Raw genomic sequence first — 24,366 nt, 5'->3', positions numbered from 1 at the left:
GGAATATTCATTCCATTATCCCGACTCAGGCCCGGAACCCGCCATGCCTCAGCCTGCAAAGACCCTTGATGTCATCACGATCGGCCGGTCCTCGGTCGATCTTTACGGCGCGCAGATCGGCGGCCGGCTGGAGGACATGGGCTCGTTCCAGAAATACATCGGCGGCAGCCCCACCAACATGGCTGCCGGCACCGCGCGCCTGGGCCTTAAATCCGCCCTCATAACGCGGGTCGGAGACGAACATATGGGCCGTTTCATCCGGGAAGAGCTTGCCCGCGAAGGCGTGGACGTGCGCGGCGTCAAGACCGACCCTGAACGGCTGACCGCGCTTGTCCTTCTGGGTATCCGCGACGACAGGCAGTTTCCGCTGATCTTCTATCGGGAGAACTGCGCCGACATGGCGCTTTGCGAGGACGACATCGACGAAGCCTTCATCGCCGAGGCGCGTTCGGTCGTGGCCACCGGAACCCACCTCAGCCACCCGCGCACCGAAGCTGCCGTTCTGAAGGCCCTTGCCCTTGCACGGAAGCACGGGGCGCAAACCGCGCTGGACATCGACTACAGGCCGAACCTCTGGGGCCTGGCTGGCCATGGCGACGGCGAAAGCCGGTTTATCGAAAGCGCTCAGGTCACGGCAAAGCTGCAATCCACCCTTCACCTGTTCGACCTGATCGTCGGCACCGAAGAGGAATTCCACATCGCCGGTGGCAGCACCGACACGATCGCCGCGCTGCGCGCCGTTCGGGCCGTCAGTGCGGCGACCCTAGTTTGCAAGCGCGGCCCAATGGGCGCAGTCGCCTTCACCGGTGCCATCCCCGACAGCCTGGACGACGGCGAAACCGGCCCCGGCTTTCCGATAGAGGTGTTCAACGTCCTTGGCGCGGGGGACGGGTTCATGTCGGGCCTGCTGAAAGGCTGGCTGGACGGCGAGCCCTGGCCAGTCGCCCTGAAATACGCCAATGCCTGCGGCGCCTTCGCCGTTTCCCGCCACGGCTGCACCCCGGCCTACCCAAGCTGGCAGGAGTTGCAGTTCTTCCTGCACCGCGGGATCGTCACGCCAGCACTTCGCAAGGACGCCGAACTGGAACAGATCCACTGGTCCACCAACCGGCACGGCGACTGGCCCACGATGCGGGTCTTTGCCTTTGATCATCGCCTGCAACTTGAGACGATGGAAGGCGCAACGCCCGCCAGAATCGGTCAGTTTAAGGAACTTTGCCTGCAAGCAGCCCTGGCCACAGCCAATGGACAGCCAGGCTACGGCATCCTGTGCGACAGCCGCCTGGGGCGCGACGCCCTGTATCGTGCAGCAGGAACCGGCCTTTGGATCGGCCGGCCCGTGGAATGGCCAGGATCACGCCCACTGACGCTAGAGCCCGAGCTTGGCCCGGATTTCGGCGGCCTGCAGGAATGGCCGCTGGCCCATGTGGTCAAGGTGCTGTGCTTCTATCACCCCGAGGACGACGCCGCGACGAAGGCCGCGCAGGAAGAGACCGTCCGCCGCCTTTTCCACGCGGCGCGCCGCAATCGGCTTGAGCTGCTGTTGGAAATCATCCCCTCGAAGGTCGGCCCCGTCACTGACGACACCTCGGCCAGGGTGATCCAGCGCTTCTACGACCTTGGCATCTACCCCGACTGGTGGAAGCTGGAGCCCTTCACCACCGACGCCGCCTGGGAACAGGCCTGTTCGGCGATCACCCGCAACGACCCGCACACCCGTGGCGTTGTGGTCCTTGGGCTGGACGCCCCAGAGACGGAACTGGCCGCCGCGCTGACGCTTGCCGCCCGGCAGCCCCTGGTGAAGGGTTTCGCCATCGGTCGCACGATCTTTGGCGATGCGGCCCGCGGCTGGCTGAAGGGCGAGATGACGGATGCCCAGGCCGTCGCGATGATGACCGAACGCTACAGGCGCCTGTGCTCTGTCTGGGACGCGGCGCGCGAGGGAGGAACGCAATGACCACGATCCGTCTGACTGCCGCCCAAGCCATGGTGCGCTGGCTTTCGGCCCAGAAGGCCGAGGACGGCTCGCGCTTCATCGAGGGCGTGTGGGCGATTTTCGGCCACGGCAATGTCGCCGGCCTGGGCGAGGCACTGCACGCCCACCGCGATGCCCTGCCCACCTGGCGCGGCCACAATGAACAGACGATGGCCCATGTCGCTGTCGCCTATGCCAAGGCGCAGGGTCGGCGGAAGGCGATGGCCGTCACTTCGTCCATCGGGCCGGGCGCCACCAACATGGTCACGGCGGCCGCCGTCGCCCACGTGAACCGCCTGCCCGTCCTGTTCATCCCCGGCGACGTCTTTGCCAGCCGTGCGCCCGATCCGGTGCTGCAACAGATCGAGGATTTCGATGACGCGACCGTTTCGGCCAACGACTGCTTCCGCCCCGTGGTGCGCTATTTCGACCGGATCAGCCGGCCGGAACACATCCTGACTGCGCTGCCCCGCGCGCTGCGGGTAATGACCGACCCGGCGAACTGCGGCCCCGTCTGCCTGGCCTTCTGCCAGGACACCCAGGCCGAGGCATACGACTATCCGGCCGAGTTCTTCGAGCCCCGCGTATGGCACATCCGTCGCCCCGAACCCGACCAACGCGAGCTTGAGGCTGCCGTCGCCGCGATCCGTGCTGCCACCACCCCGCTGATCGTGGCCGGCGGCGGCGTAATATATTCGGGTGCCGAACAGACACTGATTGACTTCGCGCGCGCCCACAACATCCCCATCGTCGAAACTCAGGCCGGAAAGGGCTCTGTGGACTGGGAGGAGCGGCTCAACTTCGGTTCTCCTGGCGTGACAGGCACCGGTTGCGGCAACGAACTTGCGGCCGGGGCCGATCTGGTGATCGGTGTCGGCACGCGCTTCCAGGACTTCACGACCGGCAGCTGGACGGTGTTCTCGCGCCCCGGCCGCAAGCTTCTGTCGATCAACATCCACGGCTACGACGCGCACAAGCGCGCGGCCCAACCCCTTGTCGGCGATGCGAAGGTGACGCTGGAAAAGCTGTCCGCGGCGCTGGGTGACCATCGCTTCCCCGACCCCGACTTCGCCCTGCGCGCCCGCTGGTTCCAGACCACCGACACCTTGACCGCCGCACCGACGAGCAATGCACTTCCCTCCGACGCGCAAGTGGTGGGCGCGGTCCAGCGCACCACAGGAAAGGATGCCATCGTCATGTCCGCCTCGGGCTCGATGCCGGGCGTCCTGCATGTCCTATGGAAGGCGTCCCGTGGCGGCTATCATATGGAATACGGCTTTTCCTGCATGGGCTACGAAATCGCCGGCGCAATGGGCATCAAGATGGCCCGGCCCGATCGCCATGTCGTCTGCATGATTGGTGACGGCAGCTACATGATGGCCAATTCTGAACTTGCGACCGCCGTGATGATGGGCATTCCCTTCACCGTGGTCCTGACAGACAATCGCGGCTTCGGCTGCATCAACCGGCTGCAGAAGGCCACAGGCGGGGCGCCCTTCAACAACCTGTTGCAGGATGCCTATCATGTGAACCCTGCCGAAATCGACTTTGCCGCCCATGCGCGCGCCATGGGGGCAAACGTTGTGAAGGCGGGCTCAATCACCGAGCTTGAGGCCGCCATGAAGGACGCGAAGACTGCCACCATCCCCACGGTGATCGTCATCGACACCGACCCCGCCCCCGGCACCGGCGCCGGCGGCACCTGGTGGGAAGTGGCGGTGCCCGAAGTCTCGGACCGGGCAGAAGTGAACGAGGCCCGCAAGGGCTATGAAGCGGCCCGCAAGGCCCAATGGCTGTTGAACTGAAGGCACCCGCGATGAGCGTCAAGATCGGCATCTCTCCCATCTGCTGGCAGAACGACGACCTGCCGGACCTGACTGCCGCCTACACGATGGAGCAGGCGCTCCGCGAGGCGCGCGAGATCGGTTATACCGGCGTCGAACGCGGCCGCCGCATGCCTGCGGACACAGAAGGCCTGCGGTCCTACCTGAACGCCAACGGGCTTTACCTCTGTGGGGGCTGGTGTTCCGGCAACCTGCTGGTCAACGACGTGAAGACCGAGATCGAGGCCGTGCGCGCCCAGGTGGAACAGTTCGTGGCCCTGGGCGCCCCCTGCATCGTCTATGCGGAATGTTCGAACACCGTTCAGGGCGACATCGCGGTTCCGGTCAATAACCGCCCGAAATTCGCCGCCGAAGACGTGCAGGCCTATGGCGCGAAGCTTTCCGAACTGGCGAAATGGATGGCGGATCAGGGCATGACGCTTGCCTATCACCATCACATGGGCTCGTTCATCGAATCCGAGGATGACGTGAACGCGCTCATGGAAGGTTCCGCACCCGAAGTGAAGCTGCTGTTCGACACCGGCCACCTTCTGTTCGGCGGGGCCGATGTCCTGCGCGTTCTCGACCGCTGGGCCGACCGGGTACACCATGTGCATTTCAAGGATATCCGTCCCGACGTCGTCCGGGACGTGCGGCTGAACAACCGCAGCTTCCTCGACGCCGTGATCGCCGGTGCCTTTACCGTGCCGGGCGACGGCTGCATCGACTTTCAGGCCGTGACCGACAGGCTGAAGGCAATGAATTATGCCGGCTGGATCGTTGTCGAGGCCGAACAGGATCCGGCCAAGGCGCCACCCTACGAGTATTCGAAACTTGGCTACGACCACATTCTGAAGGTCTGCGCCAAGGCAGGCCTGACGATCGACCACAGCCGCCCTTCCTGAAGGATCAGGACCATGCCCCACCTCCTCCGCCATCCGACCGGCACCCGCGGCAAGGTGCATGAGATCACTCCCGAAAACGCCGGCTGGGGCTATGTGGGCTTTACGCTCTACCGGCTGGAACCGGGCGACATGGCCGAAGAGGCGACGGGGGACCGCGAGGTCATCCTCGTCATCGTCGAGGGCAAGGCCAGGGTCCAAGCCGCCGGTCAGGACTGGGGCGAGATGGGCGACCGGATGGATGTGTTCGAAAAGACCCCGCCGCATTGCCTTTACGTCCCGAACGGGCAAAGCTGGAAGGCCGTGGCCACCACGCCTTGCACCATCGGCGTCTGCAAGGCGCCGGGCAGGGGGGGGCACAGGGCGCAGCGCCTTGGCCCCGAGGGGATCACGCTGACCCCCCGCGGCAAGGGGACCAATACCCGCTATGTCAACAACATCGCCATGGAAAGCCGCGAGGTCGCCGACAGCCTGCTGGTGACCGAAGTCTTCACCCCTGACGGCCATTGGTCGAGCTACCCCAGCCACAGGCATGACGAGGACGCCTTCCCCCGCATGACCTACCTGGAGGAAACCTATTACCACCGCCTGAACCCCGCCCAGGGTTTCGGCATCCAGCGAGTCTATACCGAAGACGGCACGCTGGACGAGACGATGGCGGTGAAGAACCATGATGTCGTGCTTGTGCCGAAGGGCCACCACCCTTGCGGTGCGCCCTACGGCTACGAGATGTATTACCTCAACGTCATGGCCGGCCCCCTGCGCAAGTGGCGCTTCCAGAACGATCCCGACCACGACTGGATTGCGCAAAGGGACGCCTGATCCCATCACGCCACGGCCCAGGCCGCCAGAAGCACTGTGGGCCTCTGGCTGCGGTCAAGCCGCTCCCGGCCGTCCAGCCCTTGCCGAAAAGACCCTGACCGCCGGATTACCCGCTGCAAGGCGATGCTTCCCGATCAAAGCGATCCGGCGCAGTCGCCGATCCTCTGCCTTGCCGGATGCCACCATCCAGAATCGAAGTAGATAAGCCATGACCAGAGACCTCCCCAGGGTTTTTCCGCATGCACAGGATGACCGCTAAAGTTGTGCCGAATATGACCTGGGCGGGACAGTGCCATGCAGTTTCATGGCAATCCTGTGAACTGGTTTGCGGCTGTAAACGGTTGTCGTCGCAGCCGTTGTTTGCGGCATCCCCCGCGACAACCGCTGACTCTGCTGCCTGCGGACCAGTCCGACCATCAGGATATTGCCGTATGGGCGGCCAGCCCCGCTTCTGCAAAAGCAGCCGAATGCCGTGGCCTCAGGCCACCCTCTGCGGCACCCGCCCCTCGAACCAGCGGAACAGCGTCACGATCACCCCGGTGATGCCAAGATACACGACCGCAAGCAGCAGAAGCGGCTCATAGGTGATCAGTGTCTCCGACCGAACCCGGCTGGCGACGGCGTAGATATCGACCACCGTGATCATCGCCACCAGTGGCGTCGCCTTCAGCTGCAACACCGTCTCGCCGCCCAGGGTCGGCAGCACGCGGTGCAGCGCCTGCGGCAGCCAGATGCGGCGAAAGATGGTCAAACGCGGCATTCCCATCGCCCGCGCGGCCTCAAGCTGGCCGTGCGGAACCGCCTTGAAGGCGCCGCGCATCACCTCGCCCTCATAACCCGCGACCGACAGCGACAGACCGACCACGGCATAATACCAGGCATCACGCAGGATCGGCCATGCCCAGCTGTCGCGGATGCCGGGGATGCCGGGGAACAGGCTTCCGATCCCGTAATACAGCAGAAACAGCTGCAGAAGCAGCGGCGTACCCCGGATCACCGAACAGAACACCCGCGCCGGCACCGCCAGATACCAGGGTCCCACCGCCTGCGCCAGGCCCAGCGGGATCGCCAGCGCCATGCCGATCGCCATGGTCAGCACCAGCAGGATCAGCGTGTTGCCGATCCCCCGCACGATCAGTGCCTGATACTTCGGATTGCCCAGCCACTCCCACCGGCCATAGGCCACGACCAGCCCGGCCATCACCGCCAGGATCGCCAGCATCACCAGCCGCCGGGGGATCAACAGCGACCGGATCATCCCTGCACCGGCCTCTGCCCACGCCGCGCGCGCCGTTCCAGCACCGAGAAGATCAGAGTAGAGGCAAGCGAGACCGCCAGATACAGCACGCCGGCCGCCGCGTAGAAGGTGAAGAAGGCCTTGGTGGTCGATGCGGCCTGCCGGGTCGCCTGCGTCAGTTCCGCAAACCCGACTACAGCCAGAAGTGCGGTGTCCTTGGTCGCAATCAGCCACAGGTTCGCCAACCCCGGCAGGGCCAGCGCCAGCATCAGGGGCAGCGTCACCCGTCGCGCCAGCATCACCGGCGGCATGCCCATGGCGCGAGCGGCCTCGATCTGCCCCGCCGGCACCGACAGGATCGCTCCTCGCAGCACCTCGGTCGCATAGGCCCCCTGCACCACGCCCAGGACCAGGATCCCCGCCGCAACACCGGAGATCTGCACCTTCTCGCGCCCCAAGGCGACCAGGATCTGGTTCAGCGCATCAGTGACCGCGAAATACAGGATCAGGATCAGGATCAGCTCCGGCACGGCCCGGACCACCGTAGTATAGACCGCCAGCAGATCCTTCGTCACCGGCCCGCCATAGATCTTGCCATAGGCGCCCAGGACCCCGATCCCAAGGCCCAGCGCGAAGGCCCCCGCCGCGATCAGCACCGAATGCCAGAGGCCCCAGAGAAGCACCGCCCCCCAGCCCGGCGGGTTCAGCGCCAGAAGCTCCAGCGTCGAGGACAGCAGCGCCCCGCTCATCGCCCGCCCGCCCCCGAGCTTGCTTCTTGCAAATGGTCCACGGGGATGCGGGGGTGGGAAACCCCCGCCGCCCGAGCCGGTTGCGCGCCTGCGCGCAGAGGCGAGACACAAGGCTTGCCCCGCCACGCGCTCAATGCCGCTGGCCGGCCGCCCCGCGCGCCGCGGGGGCCGGCAGCCCCCCCTCCCTCTCCCTCCCTCACGCAGGGGGAGGGAAGCGCCGCACCCGTTTGCCGGCGCATCCGACCGGTCGGCGCGCCTCCCTTCCCCCGCGTGGGGAAAGGATGGGGGTGGGGGATCCGTCGCGGCATCAGCCGCACGCCCGCGCCTGCCTCATTCGCCGTAGATCGACGAGGCGAAATACTGCGCCGTGATCTTGTCGTAGGTCCCGTCCTCGCGGATCTTGGCGATACCGGCGTTGAACTTCGCCTTCAGTTCGTCCTCGCCCTTGCGCAAGCCCACGCCCACGCCAAGACCCAGAACCTCTGGGTCGTCGGCCACCGCGCCCACGATCTCGCAGCAGGCCGCCCCGATGTCCGAGGCAATGAAGGCATCAAGCGCGATGCTGTCGGCCTGTGTCGCATCTATCCGGCCCGCCGCAAGATCCTGGTTCGCCTCGTCCTGGGTCTGATAGACCTTGATCTCGGCCGCCGAGCCGGCGAAGTGCTTGTTCACATAGGCCTCGTGGATCGTGGCCACCTGGACGCCGATGACCTTTCCGGCAAGCCCCTCGGGCGTCGGCGTGATGCCCGATCCCTTGGCGGCCGCGATCACCGTGGGCGTGTTGTAATACTTGTCGCTGAAGTCGATGGTCTTCATCCGCTCTTCAGTGATCGACATCGAGGCCATGATCGCATCGATCTGGCCCGAGGTCAGCGAAGGGATGATCCCGTCCCAGGCCACCGGCGTGATGACGCAGTTCATCTCGGCAGCGGCACAGACCGCATTGATGATCTCGACCTCCCAGCCGACCCAGTTGCCGGAGGCATCGGGGCTTGCGAAGGGCGGATAGGGTTCGGCCGCGATGCCGACCTTCACGTCCTGCGCGGCGACTGGGGCGGCCATCAGCAGCAGCGCAGCGGCGAGGGTTCTGATCTTCATTGATGTCTCCTTGCTGGTTGGTTCCGCCGTCTCATGCGACGGATTTGAGAAACTGTTTCAGCCGCTCGGATCTGGGCGCCCCGAACAGCGCATCGGGCGGCCCTTCCTCCTCGATCCGGCCGTTGTGCAGATAGATCACATGGTCGGCGACCTCGCGGGCGAATTTCATCTCGTGCGTGACTAGGATCATCGTCCGGCCCTCGTCGGCCAGCCCCCGGATCACCTGCAGGACCTCGCCCACAAGCTCGGGGTCCAGGGCGCTGGTCGGCTCGTCGAACAGCATCGCCTTGGGCTCCATGCACAGCGCCCGCGCTATGGCGGCGCGCTGCTGCTGGCCGCCCGACATGAAGGCGGGATAGGCCGCCTCCTTCTCGGCCAGCCCGACCCGCGCCAGAAGCTTGCGGGCACGCTCCACTGCCTCCTCCTTCGGGGTCTTCAGAACATGCACCGGCACCTCGATCAGGTTCTCCAGAACGGTGCGGTGGGTCCACAGGTTGAAGGACTGGAACACCATCCCCAGCGACTGGCGGATCCGCTCGATCTGCCGCCGGTCGGCGGGGCTTCCGTCCGCCCGCATCGCCACCGGCTCCCCGGCGACGGTGATCCGGCCCGACGACGGCGTTTCCAGAAAGTTGATGCAGCGCAGCATCGTGGACTTGCCCGAACCCGAGCCGCCAATGATCGCCACCACGTCACCCTCGCGCGCAGTCAGCGACACGCCCTTCAGCACCTCATGCGCGCCAAAGCTCTTGTGCAGGTCCTCGACCCGGATCGCCTCGGGCCTTGCCGATGTCTCTGCCATGCGCCCCCCTGTTATTGTTATCTGAGCGTGCAATTCGGCCTCGTGCAAGTCTTTCCTGCGTGAATGCTGGCCCGGCATGGCGCCTTGAAGGGTGGGCGCCTGTCGTCTAATCAGGGGGGATCACGGGGGACCCATGCGCATCCTGATCACCAACGACGACGGCATCAACGCACCCGGCCTTGAGGTCTTGACCGCAATTGCCACAGAAATCGCCGGGCCAGGGGGCGAGGTCTGGACCGTTGCCCCCGCCTTCGAGCAATCGGGCGTCGCGCATTGCATCAGCTACACCCATCCGATGATGATCGCCGAGCTTGGCCCCCGCCGCTTTGCCGCTGAAGGCAGCCCGGCCGACTGCGTGCTGGCCGCGATCTATGACGTGCTGGACGGGGCGAAGCCCGACCTCGTGCTTTCGGGCGTGAACCGCGGCAACAACGCGGCCGAGAACGTGCTTTACTCCGGCACCATCGGCGGGGCGATGGAAGCCGCGCTGCAAGGGGTTCCTGCCATTGCGCTGTCGCAGTTCTTCGGACCGGAGAACGTGGTGCTGGCCGATCCGTTCGAAAGCGCCCGCGTCCACGGTGCCGCGGTGATCCGTGCGTTGCTGGACAAGGGGGTCTGGACGCAGGACGACTACCGCGTGTTCTACAACATCAACTTTCCGCCCCTTCCCGCCAGCGCGACGCGCGGAACCAGGGTCGCCCCCCAGGGGTTCCGCCGCGACACTTCGTTTTCGGTGGAACCTCATCTTTCGCCATCGGGCCGCAAGTTCCTGTGGATCAAGGGGGGCCACCAGCACACGCCCACGCTGCCCGGCTCGGACGCGGCGGTGAATCTTGACGGCTGGATTTCGGTCACGCCGATGCGCGCCGACCTGACCGCGCATGACCTGCTGGCCGATCTGGAACGGCGGCTTGCCTCATGACAGGGACGGAGGACGACAACCCCTCCGAAACGCTTGCAGAACGCAAGATGCGCTTCCTCTTTGCCCTCCGATCACGCGGCGTGACCGACACCCGCGTGCTGACCGCGATGGAAATGGTTGACCGCGGTCTTTTCGTCCGCGGCATCTTTGCCGGGCGCGCCTACGAGGACATGCCCCTTCCCATCGCCTGCGGTCAGACGATCAGCCAGCCTTCGGTGGTGGGACTGATGACCCAGGCGCTGAACGTCACTCCCCGCGACACCGTGCTGGAGGTCGGCACCGGCTCGGGCTACCAGGCCGCGATCCTGGCGCAGCTCGCCCGCAGGGTCTATACGGTTGACCGCTACCGTCGTCTGGTACGCGAGGCGACCGATCTGTTCCGTCAGCTGGACATCACCAACATCACCGCCATCGCGGCCGACGGCTCGTTCGGTCTGCCGGAGCAGGCGCCCTTCGACCGCATCCTCGTGACCGCCGCCGCCGAAGACCCGCCCGGCCCGCTTTTGGAACAGCTCAAGCCCGGCGGCATCATGGTTCTGCCCGTAGGCCAGTCGGATACGGTGCAAAGCCTGATCAAGGTCACCCGCACCTCACGCGGGTTTGATTACGAGGAACTCCGCCCGGTGCGCTTTGTGCCACTGGTAGAGGGGCTGGGGTCCGAGTAGTATGGCAGACCAGCCGGGCAAACCCGGAAGCAGTCGAGCAATGAGGCGGGACGGAATGCGCACCATCGGCAGAACCCTGCGGACGACACTCGTGCTGGGGGCCAGCGCGCTTGCGCTTTCGGCCTGCGTGAACACCGGCGAGATGGACTGGGATCTGCGGGGGAACGGCGGCAGCACCGCAGACGCCGCACGTCAGGCCACGGCACGGGCGCCGACCCCGGACTCCAATGGCATCCTTTCCTACCCCGACTACCAGCTTGCCAAGGCCCGGCGCGGTGAAACCGTGGTGTCCATGGCCGGTCGTCTGGGCCTGAACGCAACCGAACTTGCCCAGACCAACGCGTTGCGGCCAACCGATCCGCTGCGCGAGGGCGAGCTGCTGTTGCTGCCCCGCCGCGTCGCCGCCACACCCCAGCCCGCGACCATAGGCGGCAGCGCACCCGTCAGCGGCGGCGTTGACATCTCGGCCATCGCAACCACAGCGCTGGACTCGGTCGGCCCGGCCACGCCAGCACCATCGGCCTCGAAACCGATCCCGAACCAGCCTGCAACCCACCGCGTCGCGCGGGGCGAAACCGCCTTCACCATCGCGCGCACCTACAATGTCTCGGCCAAGGCGCTGGCCGACTGGAACCAGCTGGGCCCCGACATGGCCGTGCGCGAGGGCCAAACCCTGATCATCCCCATCGCCACCGGGCCCGCCCCGAACCCCGAACCTGTGCCCACTCCGCCCGGCGCCGGCAGCCCGACGCCCGAGCCGCCCTCGGCTGCCAAGCCCCTGCCGGACGAAAAGACCACCCCTGCGGCGGCAAAACCCAAGGAGACGCCGCCCTCGCCCGACCTTGGCGCACAGGCCACTGCGGCCTCGGCCTCGAAATTCGGCATGCCTGTGCAGGGCAAGATCATCCGCGGCTACGACAAGCGCACGAACCAGGGCATCGACATCGCCGCCCCCGCCGGAACCCCTGTTGTGGCCGCAGCCGCCGGCACCGTCGCCGCCGTTACCCGCGACACCGATCAGGTGCCGATCGTGGTGATACGGCACGATGGCGGACTGCTTACCGTTTATGCCGGCCTTGACGCGCTGAAGGTGAAAAAGGGCGATACGGTCAGCCGCGGGCAGGCCATCGGCGTGGTGCGCAAGGCTGATCCTGCCTTCCTGCATTTCGAGATCAGGAAGGGCGTGGACAGCATCGACCCGATGACGTACCTGCGATAGTCCGGCGCGAAACGCTCGTCGATGAGTTCGTAACTTATCTCGGCGCGGTCACACGAGGCGGCCGCACGACGAACAGACGAAGCCGCAAGAAGGGGATCTGCGCCGGAATGCCTGGCGGGGATCAGACCGCGACCCGCACGCCTTCACGCGCCGCGAGGTCACAGAAGAACTGCCATGCCACCCGGCCAGACCTTGCGCCCCGCGTGGCCTGCCATTCCACCGCCTCGGCGTGCAGCCTTTCCTCCGGCACGCGCACCCCATGGGCGGCGCAGTAGCCGCGGATCATCTCCAGGTATTCGTCCTGGCTGCAGGGATGGAAACCCAGCCACAGGCCGAAGCGGTCGCTGAGGGAAACCTTCTCTTCCACCGCCTCCGAAGGGTTGATCGCGGTGGAGCGTTCGTTCTCGATCATGTCGCGGGGCATCAGGTGGCGGCGGTTCGAGGTCGCGTAGAACAAAACGTTCTCCGGCCGCCCCTCGATCCCGCCGTCAAGTACCGCCTTCAGGCTCTTGTAGTGCTGATCATCATGACTGAAGGACAGGTCGTCGCAGAACAGCAGGAACTGGTATGGCGCTTCGCGCAGATGCGCCAGAAGCCGCTGGACGCTGGGCAGATCCTCGCGGCTCAGTTCCACAATCTTCAGGTCGTGCCCTTCCGAACGCACCTTCGCATGCACGGCCTTCACGAGGCTTGACTTGCCCATCCCCCGCGCACCCCAGAGCAGCGCATTGTTCGCAGGCAATCCGGCGGCGAAATGCCGGGTGTTTTCCAGCAGGGTATCGCGCGACCGGTTGACACCCACAAGCAAAGACAGATCCACCCGTGCGACGCGCTTCACAGGCTCCAGACGGTCGGGGCCTGTATGCCAGACGAAGGCCTCGGCGGCGAAATCCGGCGCGGGCATCGGCGCCGGCGCCAGCCGCTCCAACGCGGCGGCAATCCGTTCCAGTGCGTCAGTCACGCCTGCTTCTCCGTCTCGTCTGCCTCGTCCTCGTCCCACAGACCCTCGGCGCGCAGTTCCGCCTCACGCTTCTTCTCGATGCGGCGGATCATGAAGATAGACACCTCATAGAGCGGGTAGACCGCGAAGAACAGGATCAGCTGGCTCATCACATCGGGGGGGGTGACCAGCGCGGCCACAACGAGGATCAGCACGATCGCATATTTCCGCATCCCCGCCAGCCCTGCGGAAGTAGCCAGCCCCGCCTTGCCCATCAGCGTCAGAAGCACCGGCAGCTGGAAACACAGACCGAAGGCGATGATCAGCTTCAGGCTGATGTCCAGCGTCTCGTTCACCTTGCCCTGGAAGACGATCTCGATCCCCTCGCTCGGCACAGCCACCGGCACATCGGCCTGGGTGTCGATGACCAGCGGTGCCAGCACCGACAGAAGCGAGGCGCTGTCCGCGAACCCCAGGAAGAACCGCATCGCGATGGGCGTGACCACATAATGCGCAAAAGTCGCGCCCAGCAGGAACAACGCGGGCGAGGCGATCAGGAACGGCAGGAATGCCTGCTTCTCGCTGCGGTAAAGCCCTGGTGCGACGAACCGCCACAGCTGGTAGGCAATGACCGGAAAGCTGACCATCAGCCCGGCCACGACCGAGATGTGGACCAGCGTGAAGAAATACTCCTGTGGGGCGGTGTATTGCATCACCGGGTTCGGGTTGCCCAGATCGCGCATCGCCTGCTCGATCGGGCGCAGCAGGAAATCAAGGATCGGGTCGGCCACGATGAAACAGGCCAGCATCGCCACGATGAACGCCGAAACCGACCAGATCAGCCGGTTGCGCAGTTCCGCCAGATGCTCGACCAGCGGGGCCGAGCTGTCGTCAATCTCGTCCTTCGCGCTCATGCGCCCTCACCCGTGCCGCTTTCGGCCTTCTTGCGCACCCGGCCGCCCCGCTTTGGCGTCGGCGGCTCGGCTGCTGCGGAAACCGGGGCCTCGCGCGCCGCGCGGATGGCCGCCGCCTTTTCTGCCGCCGCCGCCTTCTTCGCCGCCACCGTCTCGGCCAAGGCTGCCGTCGCAGATCCCGGCGCCGCCGCAGCAGCAGCCGAAGCGACAGCGGCCGCAGCGGCCGGCATCGGTGGTGGGGTCAGCGGTGCGGTGCCGGTCGCTGCCGGCTTCGCCGCAGGCTTCAGCGGATCCCACTTCTCGAACTTGTCCGCAGCCGACTTGACCGCGTCCAGCCCCATTGACTTGGGATTGGCGACCTTCTTCAGATCCGCCGCCACCTCCTTGACGCCGGTCTCCTTTGCTGCCTCTTCCATCGCCCGACTGAACTCGCGCCCCATGGCCCGCACCTTGGCCATGAAACGGCCGAACTGCTGGAACATACCGGGCAAGTCCTTCGGACCGATGAAGATCAGCGCAACGATCCCGATGACCAGAAGCTCGGACCAGCTGAAATCCATGGGCTATCCCCCGAAAAGGCCCGAAGCTCAGGCCTTGTCCTTCTCGGCCGGCGTCACGTCCTTGGCCGCTTCCGCCTTGGCATCCTCGATTTCCTTGGTGCCGTCGGCCACACCCTTCTTGAAGGCCGTGATCCCCTTGCCGACCTCGCCCATCAGGCTGGACACCTTGCCCTTGCCGAACAGAACCAGCAGCACGACCGCAATCAGCAGAAGGCCGGGAAGGCCGATGTTGTTGAGCATGTGAACCCCCTCCATGCAGGCCCCGAAGCCGGGGCGGATTCCGTCACTGCCCCCAATTACGCCCCCGATCCCGCCGCTTCCAAGACCCAAGCCGCTTGCGCCCCGCAGTCAACTGACAGTATTTTGTCAGTAAGTCGGACCGATACCCCGGCGAAATGGCCCATGAAACGCGACGCCCGCCTTTACGACATCGTCCAGGCCCTGCGTGACGGGCGGCTGCATACGGCGGCCGAACTGGCGCAGCGGCTTGGCGTGTCCACCCGAACGATCTGGCGCGACATGGAGATGCTGGCCGCCACCGGCCTGCCGGTCACCGGCGAACGCGGCCTGGGCTATATCCTGCGCTCGCCCCTGATGCTGCCGCCCACCATGCTTACGCCAGAGGAACTCGAGGCGCTGGTCGAGGGGCTTCGCCACGTCGGCCAGGACGGCAACCCCCGCGCAAAGGCGGCGCGCAGTCTTCTCTACAAGGTCGCCACGCTGCTGCCGCAGTCGGGGATCGAGACCGAGGGCTGAACATGGACAGCAATCCCACCGGCCCATGTCCAGCCTGCAGCCCTGGGTGCCTCCCCCTCGTTGGTGAGGGATGGGTGTGGGGGCATCCCGCCGGTGCGACTGCGGCGAACGCGGCGACGGCCCGGCCGGAGCTTGCCGGGCCACATGTGGATATAGAACAGACACAACGCAGCAAGGGCGCGCAGAGGGAAGGACGACACAGGAAGGAGGGCTTGCACCCTGTCCAGGCCACTGGAACGACACCGCATTCCCGGCTGATGCGTCAAACACCGAACACGAAGCACCGATCGCGCCGGATCATCAGCCAAAGAACGGTTCCCGGTTTGGGCAGGAATACCCCCGGGACGCTGGCCGTCAGCCGCGCCCCCTCGAAATCCATCGCGAAGTCGACCAGGCTCTCGCGCCCCAGATAGCGGCTTCTGATGACTGTGCCCCGCGCCGCCGTGCCATCCTGCGGCGTCGGATTCGGCCCCTTGCCGCCGCGGTCGAAGTCGATGCGCAGGTGCTGCGGGCGGATCACGATCTCGACCTCGGCCCCGTCCCTGTGCCCCGGCGTGAGGAAGGCGCCAAAGGGCGTCTCGGTCAGCGCACCCTTCGATACACCGCGGATGACATTGATATCACTGAAGAAAGCCGCCGCCGCCTTGTCCACCGGCGCATTGTAGACATTGTAGGGCGCCCCCTTCTGCACGATCTGCCCTGCCCGCATCAACGCGATTTCGTCGGCCATCCGCATCGCCTCATCGGGTTCGTGCGTGACCAGCAGAACCGCCGTCTGTTCCTCTTTCAGCAGGTCCAGTGTCCGGTCGCGGATGCCGTCGCGCAGCCGGTTGTCCAGGCCCGAAAACGGCTCGTCCATCAGCATCACACGGGGGCGCGGCGCAAGCGCACGTGCCAGCGCCACCCGCTGCTGTTCGCCGCCGGAAAGCTGGTGCGGATGCTTCTGACCAAAGCCGGAAAGATTGACCTTTTCCAGCAGTTCACCCACCCGCCGCGCCTTTTCGGCCTTGTCGATCCGCAGCCCGAACCCGACATTTTCGGCCACCGTCAGATGCGGAAACAGCGCAAAGTCCTGGAACATCAGACCGACCGATCGAGCCTCGGGCGGCACATGCACTCCAGCCCCCTCGACCAGACGACCGTCGATCCTGACTTCGCCGCTGTCGGCCCGCTCGACACCCGCGATGATCCGCAGCGTGGTCGATTTGCCGCATCCCGACGGGCCCAGCAGGCAGGTCACCTGCCCGGCAGCCACGGTCAGCGAAACATCTTCGACCACGGGTCTTCCACCGAAGGCACGGGTCAGATGCGAAACTTCCAGGCGAAGGGGGGCTTTGTCCGGCATGTAGTCCAAGAATTTTCGTCAGATTTTCATATCAGCGCCCTGCCCCCACCACAAGCGACAGCAAACCCGCCGCGCCCTGGCCGCCGGCTACAGCTGCATCCACATGGGGGGGGGGGGCGACCGCACATGGCTTGCACCCGAGGCAAGCGAACACTTCGACCACCCGCCCTGATCAAGACAAGACCCGGATCGGCAGCGCGCAGCGTGGCCGGCCTCGACCGCAACCGGCTACAGCGTCGTGTTGGTCGCCCCGCCATCCAGCAGGATGTTCTGCCCCACAATGAAACCGGCGTGCTGAGAGCACAGAAAGGCACAGGCCGCCCCGAATTCGGCCGGAGTGCCATAGCGCCCGACCGGAATGGTGGCCGCCCGTTCGGCAATTGCCTGCTCCATGCTGATCCCCCGCGCCTTGGCCACCGCCGCATCCAGCGCAACCGCGCGGTCAGTGGCGTGGATGCCCGGCAGCAGATTGTTGATCGTGACGCCGCTGCCTGCCACCTGACGTGACGTGCCTGCAACGAAACCGGTCAGTCCCGCCCTGGCCGAGTTCGACAGGCCCAGAACCGCCACCGGTGCCTTGACCGAGACGCTGGTGATGTTCACCACACGCCCCCAGCCCCGGTCCATCATCCCCGGCAACACCGCCTGCATCAACGCGATCGGCGTCAGCATGTTGGCGTCGAGCGCACGGATGAAATCCTCGCGCCCCCAGTCCGACCACTTGCCCGGCGGCGGTCCGCCCGCATTCGTCACCAGAATGTCGAACGGCCCCTCGGCCAGCACCGCCGCCCGGCCACCTTCCGTGGTGATGTCACCCGCAACGGCGACAACATTCACCTGATGGCGCGCCCGGATCTCTGCCGCTGCTGCGTCCAGCGCCTCCACGCCCCGCGCGTTCATCACCAGATCCACTCCGGCCTCGGCCAAAGCCTCGGCACAGCCCCGCCCCAAGCCCCTGGACGATGCACAAACCAGCGCCCGCTTTCCCCTGATCCCCAGATCCATGACCGATCCTCCCTGCCTTGCGGACCCTAGCATCCGCCGGGACAAGGACAAGAACCCCAAGCCGATTTGCTCCTTCCTAAATACTCTCGGCGCGATTGGCGGGCTAAGCGCCCCCAACGCCCGAGAAGGAGGCGAAGCCCGACGACGAAGCAAAAGCCTTGCGGCCATGGCCGCTCCGGTCAAAGGCCCCCCGGCAGCTTCCTTGCGGGACGGGCGCACAACCCCTATACGGGCGCCCATGTCGAACCGTGCCCCCCTTCCGCCCGAAATCGCCCGCCGCCGGACCTTTGCGATCATCTCGCACCCCGACGCCGGCAAGACGACGCTGACCGAAAAGTTCCTGCTGTTCGGTGGGGCGATCCAGATGGCAGGCCAGGTCCGCGCCAAGGGCGATGCGCGGCGCACGCGGTCGGATTTCATGAAGCTGGAACAGGAGCGCGGAATCTCCGTCTCGGCCTCGGCCATGTCGTTCGACTACCGCGATTTCCGCTTCAATCTGGTCGATACCCCCGGCCACAGCGACTTTTCCGAAGACACCTACCGCACGCTGACCGCCGTTGACGCCGCAATCATGGTGATCGACGGGGCCAAGGGCGTGGAATCCCAGACCCGCAAGCTGTTCGAGGTCTGCCGGCTGCGCGACCTGCCCATCCTGACCTTCTGCAACAAGATGGACCGCGAAAGCCGCGACACCTTCGCCATCATCGACGAGATCCAGGATAACCTGGCCATCGACGTGACCCCGGCCTCCTGGCCGATCGGCATGGGACGCGACTTCATCGGCGCCTACGACCTCCTCCACGACCGGCTGGAGATCATGGACCGCGCCGACCGCAACCGGGTAGCGGAATCGATCAAGATCAGCGGGGTGGACGACCCCAAGCTTGCCGAACACATCCCCGCCGACCTGCTGGCGAAGTTCCACGAGGAACTGGAAATGGCGCGCGAGCTTTTGCCCGCCTTCGACCGCGCGGCCTTCCTCAACGGCTCGCTGACCCCGATCTGGTTCGGCTCGGCCATCAACTCCTTCGGGGTGAAGGAACTGATGGACGGCATCGGCGAATACGGGCCCGAGCCTCAGCCGCAGAAGGCCGCCGAACGCCAGATCGACCCGTCCGAGCCCGCCGTCACCGGCTTCGTCTTCAAGGTCCAGGCGAACATGGACCCGAAACACCGCGACCGGGTGGCCTTCGTCCGCCTCGCCTCGGGGCATTTCGAACGCGGCATGAAGCTGTTCCATGTGCGCTCGAAGAAGCCCATGTCGATCACCAACCCGGTCCTGTTCCTGGCCGCCGACCGAGAACTGGCCGAGGAAGCCTGGGCCGGCGACATCATCGGCATCCCGAACCACGGGCAACTGCGCATCGGCGATGCGCTGACGGAAGGCGAATCCCTCCGCTTCACCGGCATCCCGAGCTTTGCGCCGGAACTCCTGCAAACGATCCGCGCGACCGATCCGATGAAGGCCAAGCACCTGGAGAAGGCGCTGATGCAGTTCGCCGAGGAAGGCGCGGCCAAGGTGTTCAAGCCGATGATCGGCTCGGGCTATATCGTCGGCGTCGTGGGGGCCTTGCAATTCGACGTGCTGGCATCCCGGATCGAGCAGGAATACTCGCTGCCCGTCCGGTTCGAGGGGTCGAACTTCACCTCGGCCCGCTGGATTTCCGGCGACAAGGCGGCAATCGAAAAGCTGGTCAACGTCAACAAGGGCCATATCGCGCATGACAGCGACGGGGACCTGGTGTTCCTGACGCGCCTGCAATGGGACATCGACCGCGTGCTGCGCGACTATCCGGGGGTGAAGCTGACTGCGACCAAGGAGATGATGGTCTAGCCCACCGGACTTGAAACCTGCGCCATGATTGCGGCCCGCCAGCCATGATCGGGTGACAGCTTGGACAGCGCCACCTTGCGGGCGCGGGCCGGTATGGTCGCGCAGCCCTCGGCCACGATTATCAGCAAATACTCGCCCACAGGAAACCTCTGCCCTATCCGCACCACGGCAAGCTGACCGGGATCCAGAGGTGGTGTATGGCCCGGGAAGTCGCCGGACGGGCCTTCGACGCGGAACCGGAGCCGCCCGCAGCCGCTGTCTGGCGCGACGATCAGGATTCCATAGCTGCCAAAGTCAGAGGTGGAGGCCGAACGAAACTTCGGCGCGGCAACCCTGCAGGTCGCAGCCGTTCGGATCGGAAGACAAGGGCATGGAAAACACCGCCAGCAGGGCGGCAATTCGAAGCAAGGTTCTCGTAATGTGCCTGACACAAAAAAGGAGTCGCAGAACGCAGTTCAGATGTAGTCTGGTCGGCGAATTTTCAAAAAATCCACAGACCGGGCCGTCTGACCAGAGGGGCCCCGTTTGCCTTGACCCTTGGACAAGTTTCGGCTAAGGGCATCCGGTGGCCACAGGGGTCACGACGCCGGGGCGCCCGGAAACTTGCGTCCCAGAACTCATGCGGCCCGATGCCGCATTCACAGGACGCACATGACCAAATTCTCCGACCTCGCGCTTGACCCGCGCGTGCTTCAGGCCATCAGCGAAGCTGGCTACGAAACCCCCACGCCCATTCAGGCCCAGGCCATCCCCGAGGCGCTGAAAGGGCGCGATGTTCTTGGCATCGCCCAGACCGGCACCGGCAAGACGGCAAGTTTCACCCTGCCGATGATCACGCTGCTGGGCCAGGGCCGCGCCCGCGCCCGGATGCCGCGCAGCCTGGTCCTTGCACCTACGCGCGAACTGGCCGCCCAGGTCGCCGAAAACTTCGACATCTACGCCAAGCACACCAAGCTGACCAAGGCGCTCCTGATTGGCGGCGTTGCCTTTGGCGAACAGGACAAGCTGATCGACCGTGGCGTCGATGTGCTGATCGCCACCCCCGGCCGCCTCTTGGACCATTTCGAGCGTGGCAAGCTTCTTCTGACCGGCGTGCAGATCATGGTGGTGGATGAAGCCGACCGGATGCTTGACATGGGCTTCATTCCCGATATCGAGCGCATCTTCCAGCTTACCCCCTTCACCCGCCAGACCCTGTTCTTCAGCGCCACCATGGCGCCCGAGATCGAGCGGATCACCAACACCTTCCTGACCAATCCGGCCCGGATCGAGGTGGCGCGTCAGGCGACGACCTCGACCACGATCACGCAAAGCCTGATCGAGGTGACACCGGCGCGGAAGGATCGCGCCTTTGCCGACAAGCGGGCCGTGCTGCGCGCGCTGATCAAGGCAGAAGGCGATTCCTGCACCAATGCGATCATCTTCTGTAATCGCAAGATGGATGTGGATGTGGTGGCCAAGTCGCTGAAGGCGCATGGCTTCAACGCAGCACCCATCCATGGCGACCTTGACCAGTCGCAGCGGATGAAGACGCTTGACGCCTTCCGCGACGGCACGCTGCACCTGCTGGTCGCCTCGGACGTGGCGGCGCGCGGGCTCGACATTCCGGCGGTCAGCCATGTGTTCAACTTCGACGTGCCATCGCACCCCGAAGACTATGTCCACCGCATCGGTCGTACCGGACGGGCCGGACGTCTGGGCAAGGCCTTCACGATCGCCGTGCCCTCGGACGAGAAATACATCAAGGCCATCGAAAGCCTGATCAAGGCCGAAATTCCGCGCGGGCCACTGCCCGAAGGCTTCACCCCCAGCGCAGACGATGGCCGGCCGGACCGCCCGCGCGAGGATCGCGGCTCCCGCGGCCGCGACCGCGGCACCCGCGGCCGGGAACGGGAACGCCCGGTGAAACCGCATGACGAGGTGGCGCCGATGGAACCGCTTGTCGCCGCACCGAAGCCCGAGGCAGTCGAGGCAGTCGAGCCGGCCGAGCCCCGCCGAGCAGAACGCCGCGAGGACCGGCGCGAACCGCGCGGCGACCGGCGCCGGGAGGACCGGCCCGAACGCAGGGAAGACCGCCGCGAGCCGCGCGAGGATCGGCGCGACTACCGCCGCGACCGCGACCTTGGGCCTGCCGTCGTCGGCATGGGCGACCATGTGCCAGACTTCATCCTTCGCAGCTTTGCGCTGAAGCCCGCACCCGCCGAAGAGACAGACGACACGGCAACGGGCACCCAGGGCTGAGGGCAGGCGCACAGGCCCCCTTACCTCGTCGGTTTCGACTTCCTGCCGGCTGGAAGCCCGCAAGGAGTGACGGTGTCCTCGACAATCGGTCTGGCGGCTGACTACTCGGCCATCAGCCGGCTGATGACCACGGTCACTTCTGGCTTCTTCCCGATCTCTTCCATTGCAACCTGGCGCACCAGCCTGCGGATTTCCTCTTCCAGCTTGGCGTCATCCTTCAATAGCTTCCGGCCCGCCCGATCGGTGAAATGGGCAAGGTCCGCTTCCATCGTCTCGGCAAGCGGCCGGTTGCCCCGCCCGGTGGCCGGCAGCCCCATCAGCTCGACCCAGGGTTCGCCCATCGGCTCGTCGGTTTCGTCCAGAATCACCGTCACCAGAACATGACCGTTCAGGGCCATGCGGATGCGGTCACGCACCACACCGTCCAGGGCCCCGATCAGCGCGTTGCCGTCCAGATAGACCCGGCCGGTCTCGACGTATTCTGCCACTACCGGCACGTCACCGGTCAGGTCCAGCATCGTTCCGTTCACCGCCACTGCCGCAGCAATGCCGCTTTCGGTGGCAATGCGCACATGCTCGACCAGATGACGATGTTCGCCGTGCATCGGGATCAGCATGTCGGGCAGGATCAGCCTGTGGACATGTTCCAGATCCGGCCGGTTGGCATGGCCAGAAACATGATACCGCCCGCCCTGGTCATCGACCACGATCACGCCTTTCTCGGAAAACGCATTCCAGACCCGCAGCACGTCGCGTTCATTGCCGGGGATGGTCTTGGACGAAAACAGGAAGGTGTCGCCCTCCTTCATCTCGAGCCCCAGATACTTGCCGCGCGACAGCTGGGCGCTGGCCGCCCGGCGTTCGCCCTGGCTGCCGGTGACCAGAAGCATCAGGTTCCGCCGCGGGATCTCGGCCGCCTCTTCCGGGGTGACGGTCCTTGGAAAGCCCGAAAGAACCCCGGCCTCCTCTGCCGCCGTCAGCATCCGCTTCATCGACCGACCCAACACACAGATCGTGCGGTCGGCGGTGCGGGCGGCCTCGGCAAGGGTCTTCAGCCGCGCGACGTTCGAGCCGAAGGTCGTCGCCACCACCATGCCCGAGGCATTGCGGATCAGCTCGGTCAGAGGTTCGGCCAGGGTGGATTCCGACCGGCCGGGATGGGTGGAAAAGACATTGGTGGAATCGCAGGTCATCGCCTTGACCGGGCGCTCTGCCACGATCTCGGCCAGACGTGCGTCGTCCCAGGGTTCGCCCACCACCGGGCTATGGTCTATCTTGAAGTCGGCCGAATGGAAGACGCGTCCCGCTGGCGTGTCGATCACCAGGGCCGAGCTTTCCGGAATCGAATGCGACACGGGCACGAACTGCACCCTGAAGGGCCCCGCCTCGACTGCCGCCGGCCGCGCATCAACGGTCACGATCTGGTCGATGGGAAGGCCGGCCTCTTCAAATTTCAGCCGCCCTATGGTCGCTGTGAAGCGGCGCGCATAGACCTTCTTCTGCAACCGGGGCCAATGGTGACCCAAGGCGCCGATATGATCCTCGTGCGCATGGGTGATGAAGATCGCCTCAAGCCGGTCCAGCTTGTCGTGCAGCCACGAGATATCGGGCATGATCAGATCGACACCGGGCGACGTGTCCATGTCGGGGAAGGCCACGCCCAGATCGACAAGGATCAACCGTTCCCTGCCGATCGGACCGTAGCCATACACGTAGCAATTCATGCCGATCTCCCCGGCACCGCCAAGGGGAAGATAGATCAGCCGGTTTGCAGTCATTGGGTATCCTTGTTGTAGGCATTGATCAGGACAAGGCCATGGATGGTCAGGTCGTCCTCGATCGCATCAAACAGGTCGGTTCCTTGCGCGAACAGGGAAGCGAGACCACCTGTCGCAATCACTTTCATCGGCCTCTCGCGCTCGCGCCGCACCTCACGCACGATGCCCTCGACCAGGCCCACATAGCCCCAATACACGCCAGATTGCATGCAGGCCACCGTATTCGTGCCGATGGCCCGGGCCGGCTTCGCGACATCAATATGGGGGAGGGCTGCTGCGGCCATGTGCAGGGCCTCGAGCGACAGGTTCACGCCGGGGGCGATCACTCCGCCGACATAGGCGCCGTCGGTGTCCACCACGTCGAAGGTGGTGGCGGTGCCGAAATCCACCACGATCAGGTCGCCGCCGTGCCGGTCGTGGCCTGCAACCGTGTTCACCAGCCGGTCGGGGCCGACCGTCGTGCCCTGATCGACACGCGGCGCCACCGGCAGCTTGCAGTCGGGCTTGCCGACCACCAGCGGGCGGCAGTTGAAATAGCGGTCGCAGAGGACGCGCAAGTTGAAGACCACGCGCGGCACGGTCGACGAAATGATCGCTTCCGTAATGGTAGCCTTTGTTCCGGTCATGGTCATCAGCGAACAGAGCCAGACATAGTATTCGTCCGCCGTCCGCTTGTGATCGGTGGCGATCCGCCAGGTGGCGATGAAGCGCGCGCCGTCCCAGATCGAGAAGACAGTGTTGGTGTTGCCGCAGTCGATGGCAAGAAGCATGGGGGGCGT

General features: G+C 65.5%; 23 protein-coding genes. 10 read left to right on the top strand and 13 right to left on the bottom strand.

Annotated elements, in window-relative coordinates; genetic code table 11:
• The first annotated feature begins 43 nt into the window (after nt 1–43).
• Genes EYB42_RS13695 through iolB form a run of 4 tightly spaced genes read left to right on the top strand, consistent with a single transcriptional unit; the run spans nt 44 to nt 5,522 of the window.
• Complete coding sequence (locus EYB42_RS13695; RefSeq protein ID WP_135450693.1) at nt 44–1,957, top strand: bifunctional 5-dehydro-2-deoxygluconokinase/5-dehydro-2-deoxyphosphogluconate aldolase; 1,914 nt, start codon at nt 44–46, stop codon at nt 1,955–1,957.
• On the top strand, nt 1,954–3,780 hold the full coding sequence (gene iolD, locus EYB42_RS13690; RefSeq protein ID WP_135450692.1) for a 3D-(3,5/4)-trihydroxycyclohexane-1,2-dione acylhydrolase (decyclizing): 1,827 nt from the start codon (nt 1,954–1,956) through the stop codon (nt 3,778–3,780). Before EYB42_RS13695 ends, iolD begins: the two co-directional genes overlap by 4 nt.
• An 11-nt stretch (nt 3,781–3,791) precedes the next feature.
• Nucleotides 3,792–4,703, top strand: a complete 912-nt coding sequence (gene iolE / locus EYB42_RS13685) for a myo-inosose-2 dehydratase (protein ID WP_135450691.1) — start codon at nt 3,792–3,794, stop codon at nt 4,701–4,703.
• A 12-nt stretch (nt 4,704–4,715) separates the two neighbouring features.
• Complete coding sequence (gene iolB / locus EYB42_RS13680; RefSeq protein ID WP_135450690.1) at nt 4,716–5,522, top strand: 5-deoxy-glucuronate isomerase; 807 nt, start codon at nt 4,716–4,718, stop codon at nt 5,520–5,522.
• A 478-nt stretch (nt 5,523–6,000) separates the two neighbouring features.
• Here the strand turns inward: iolB and EYB42_RS13675 are convergent, their stop codons facing one another.
• The 4 genes from EYB42_RS13675 to EYB42_RS13660 form a co-directional block, all read right to left on the bottom strand.
• The gene (locus EYB42_RS13675) at nt 6,001–6,780 is read right to left on the bottom strand and encodes an ABC transporter permease (protein ID WP_135450689.1); all 780 of its coding nucleotides are present in this window, start codon (nt 6,778–6,780) and stop codon (nt 6,001–6,003) included.
• Nucleotides 6,777–7,508, bottom strand: a complete 732-nt coding sequence (locus EYB42_RS13670) for an ABC transporter permease (RefSeq protein WP_135450688.1) — start codon at nt 7,506–7,508, stop codon at nt 6,777–6,779. The genes EYB42_RS13675 and EYB42_RS13670 overlap by 4 nt, the downstream gene beginning before the upstream one ends.
• A gap of 330 nt (nt 7,509–7,838) precedes the next feature.
• A complete protein-coding gene (locus EYB42_RS13665; protein ID WP_135450687.1) occupies nt 7,839–8,606 on the bottom strand; it encodes a transporter substrate-binding domain-containing protein in 768 nt (255 codons plus the stop codon).
• Nucleotides 8,607–8,637: 31 nt separating this feature from the next.
• Nucleotides 8,638–9,408 (bottom strand): ABC transporter ATP-binding protein, encoded by a 771-nt coding sequence (locus EYB42_RS13660; RefSeq protein WP_135450686.1) that lies wholly within the window; start codon nt 9,406–9,408, stop codon nt 8,638–8,640.
• Between the two features lie 133 nt (nt 9,409–9,541).
• Here EYB42_RS13660 and surE point away from each other — a divergent pair, with 133 nt between their 5' ends.
• The 3 genes from surE to EYB42_RS13645 are packed head-to-tail and all read left to right on the top strand — an operon-like array spanning nt 9,542 to nt 12,214.
• Nucleotides 9,542–10,330, top strand: coding sequence for a 5'/3'-nucleotidase SurE (surE, locus tag EYB42_RS13655; protein ID WP_135450685.1), 789 nt, complete (start codon nt 9,542–9,544; stop codon nt 10,328–10,330).
• The gene (locus EYB42_RS13650) at nt 10,327–10,995 is read left to right on the top strand and encodes a protein-L-isoaspartate(D-aspartate) O-methyltransferase (RefSeq protein WP_135450684.1); all 669 of its coding nucleotides are present in this window, start codon (nt 10,327–10,329) and stop codon (nt 10,993–10,995) included. Before surE ends, EYB42_RS13650 begins: the two co-directional genes overlap by 4 nt.
• Before the next feature lie 55 nt (nt 10,996–11,050).
• The gene (locus tag EYB42_RS13645; RefSeq protein WP_135450683.1) at nt 11,051–12,214 is read left to right on the top strand and encodes a peptidoglycan DD-metalloendopeptidase family protein; all 1,164 of its coding nucleotides are present in this window, start codon (nt 11,051–11,053) and stop codon (nt 12,212–12,214) included.
• A gap of 121 nt (nt 12,215–12,335) precedes the next feature.
• On the opposite strand, the gene EYB42_RS13640 is transcribed toward EYB42_RS13645, so the two are convergent.
• The 4 genes from EYB42_RS13640 to EYB42_RS13625 are packed head-to-tail and all read right to left on the bottom strand — an operon-like array spanning nt 12,336 to nt 14,868.
• Nucleotides 12,336–13,175, bottom strand: coding sequence for an ATP-binding protein (locus EYB42_RS13640; RefSeq protein WP_240784166.1), 840 nt, complete (start codon nt 13,173–13,175; stop codon nt 12,336–12,338).
• A complete protein-coding gene (tatC, locus tag EYB42_RS13635) occupies nt 13,172–14,068 on the bottom strand; it encodes a twin-arginine translocase subunit TatC (RefSeq protein WP_135450682.1) in 897 nt (298 codons plus the stop codon). Before tatC ends, EYB42_RS13640 begins: the two co-directional genes overlap by 4 nt.
• Nucleotides 14,065–14,628: a Sec-independent protein translocase protein TatB gene (gene tatB / locus EYB42_RS13630; protein WP_135450681.1), complete on the bottom strand. Its 564-nt coding sequence runs from the start codon at nt 14,626–14,628 to the stop codon at nt 14,065–14,067. Before tatB ends, tatC begins: the two co-directional genes overlap by 4 nt.
• Before the next feature lie 27 nt (nt 14,629–14,655).
• Entirely contained in the window at nt 14,656–14,868 is a 213-nt protein-coding gene (locus EYB42_RS13625) for a twin-arginine translocase TatA/TatE family subunit (protein WP_135450680.1), read from the bottom strand.
• 162 nt (nt 14,869–15,030) lie between these two features.
• On the opposite strand from EYB42_RS13625, the gene EYB42_RS13620 reads away from it, so the two are divergent.
• Nucleotides 15,031–15,384: a helix-turn-helix transcriptional regulator gene (locus EYB42_RS13620; RefSeq protein ID WP_135450679.1), complete on the top strand. Its 354-nt coding sequence runs from the start codon at nt 15,031–15,033 to the stop codon at nt 15,382–15,384.
• Between the two features lie 262 nt (nt 15,385–15,646).
• On the opposite strand, the gene EYB42_RS13615 is transcribed toward EYB42_RS13620, so the two are convergent.
• Together EYB42_RS13615 and EYB42_RS13610 are read right to left on the bottom strand one after the other, a co-directional pair.
• A complete protein-coding gene (locus tag EYB42_RS13615) occupies nt 15,647–16,729 on the bottom strand; it encodes an ABC transporter ATP-binding protein (protein WP_135450678.1) in 1,083 nt (360 codons plus the stop codon).
• Nucleotides 16,730–16,957: 228 nt separating this feature from the next.
• Complete coding sequence (locus EYB42_RS13610; protein WP_135450677.1) at nt 16,958–17,734, bottom strand: SDR family oxidoreductase; 777 nt, start codon at nt 17,732–17,734, stop codon at nt 16,958–16,960.
• A 238-nt stretch (nt 17,735–17,972) separates the two neighbouring features.
• Here EYB42_RS13610 and EYB42_RS13605 point away from each other — a divergent pair, with 238 nt between their 5' ends.
• Nucleotides 17,973–19,568, top strand: a complete 1,596-nt coding sequence (locus tag EYB42_RS13605) for a peptide chain release factor 3 (RefSeq protein ID WP_135450676.1) — start codon at nt 17,973–17,975, stop codon at nt 19,566–19,568.
• Here the strand turns inward: EYB42_RS13605 and EYB42_RS17395 are convergent.
• Nucleotides 19,565–19,708, bottom strand: a complete 144-nt coding sequence (locus EYB42_RS17395) for a hypothetical protein (protein ID WP_167851025.1) — start codon at nt 19,706–19,708, stop codon at nt 19,565–19,567. The two genes, EYB42_RS13605 and EYB42_RS17395, sit on opposite strands and share 4 nt — an antisense overlap.
• 511 nt (nt 19,709–20,219) lie before the next feature.
• On the opposite strand from EYB42_RS17395, the gene EYB42_RS13600 reads away from it, so the two are divergent.
• Nucleotides 20,220–21,809: a DEAD/DEAH box helicase gene (locus EYB42_RS13600; protein WP_135450675.1), complete on the top strand. Its 1,590-nt coding sequence runs from the start codon at nt 20,220–20,222 to the stop codon at nt 21,807–21,809.
• Nucleotides 21,810–21,910: 101 nt separating this feature from the next.
• Here EYB42_RS13600 and EYB42_RS13595 read toward each other — a convergent pair whose 3' ends face one another.
• Together EYB42_RS13595 and EYB42_RS13590 are read right to left on the bottom strand one after the other, a co-directional pair.
• Nucleotides 21,911–23,587: a ribonuclease J gene (locus tag EYB42_RS13595; RefSeq protein WP_135450674.1), complete on the bottom strand. Its 1,677-nt coding sequence runs from the start codon at nt 23,585–23,587 to the stop codon at nt 21,911–21,913.
• The gene (locus EYB42_RS13590; protein ID WP_135450673.1) at nt 23,584–24,357 is read right to left on the bottom strand and encodes a type III pantothenate kinase; all 774 of its coding nucleotides are present in this window, start codon (nt 24,355–24,357) and stop codon (nt 23,584–23,586) included. Before EYB42_RS13590 ends, EYB42_RS13595 begins: the two co-directional genes overlap by 4 nt.
• Nucleotides 24,358–24,366 lie beyond the last annotated feature (9 nt).

This window comes from Tabrizicola caldifontis, assembly GCF_004762095.1.
Taxonomy (GTDB): domain Bacteria; phylum Pseudomonadota; class Alphaproteobacteria; order Rhodobacterales; family Rhodobacteraceae; genus Tabrizicola; species Tabrizicola caldifontis.
This window is presented reverse-complemented; position numbering and strand designations above follow the sequence as displayed.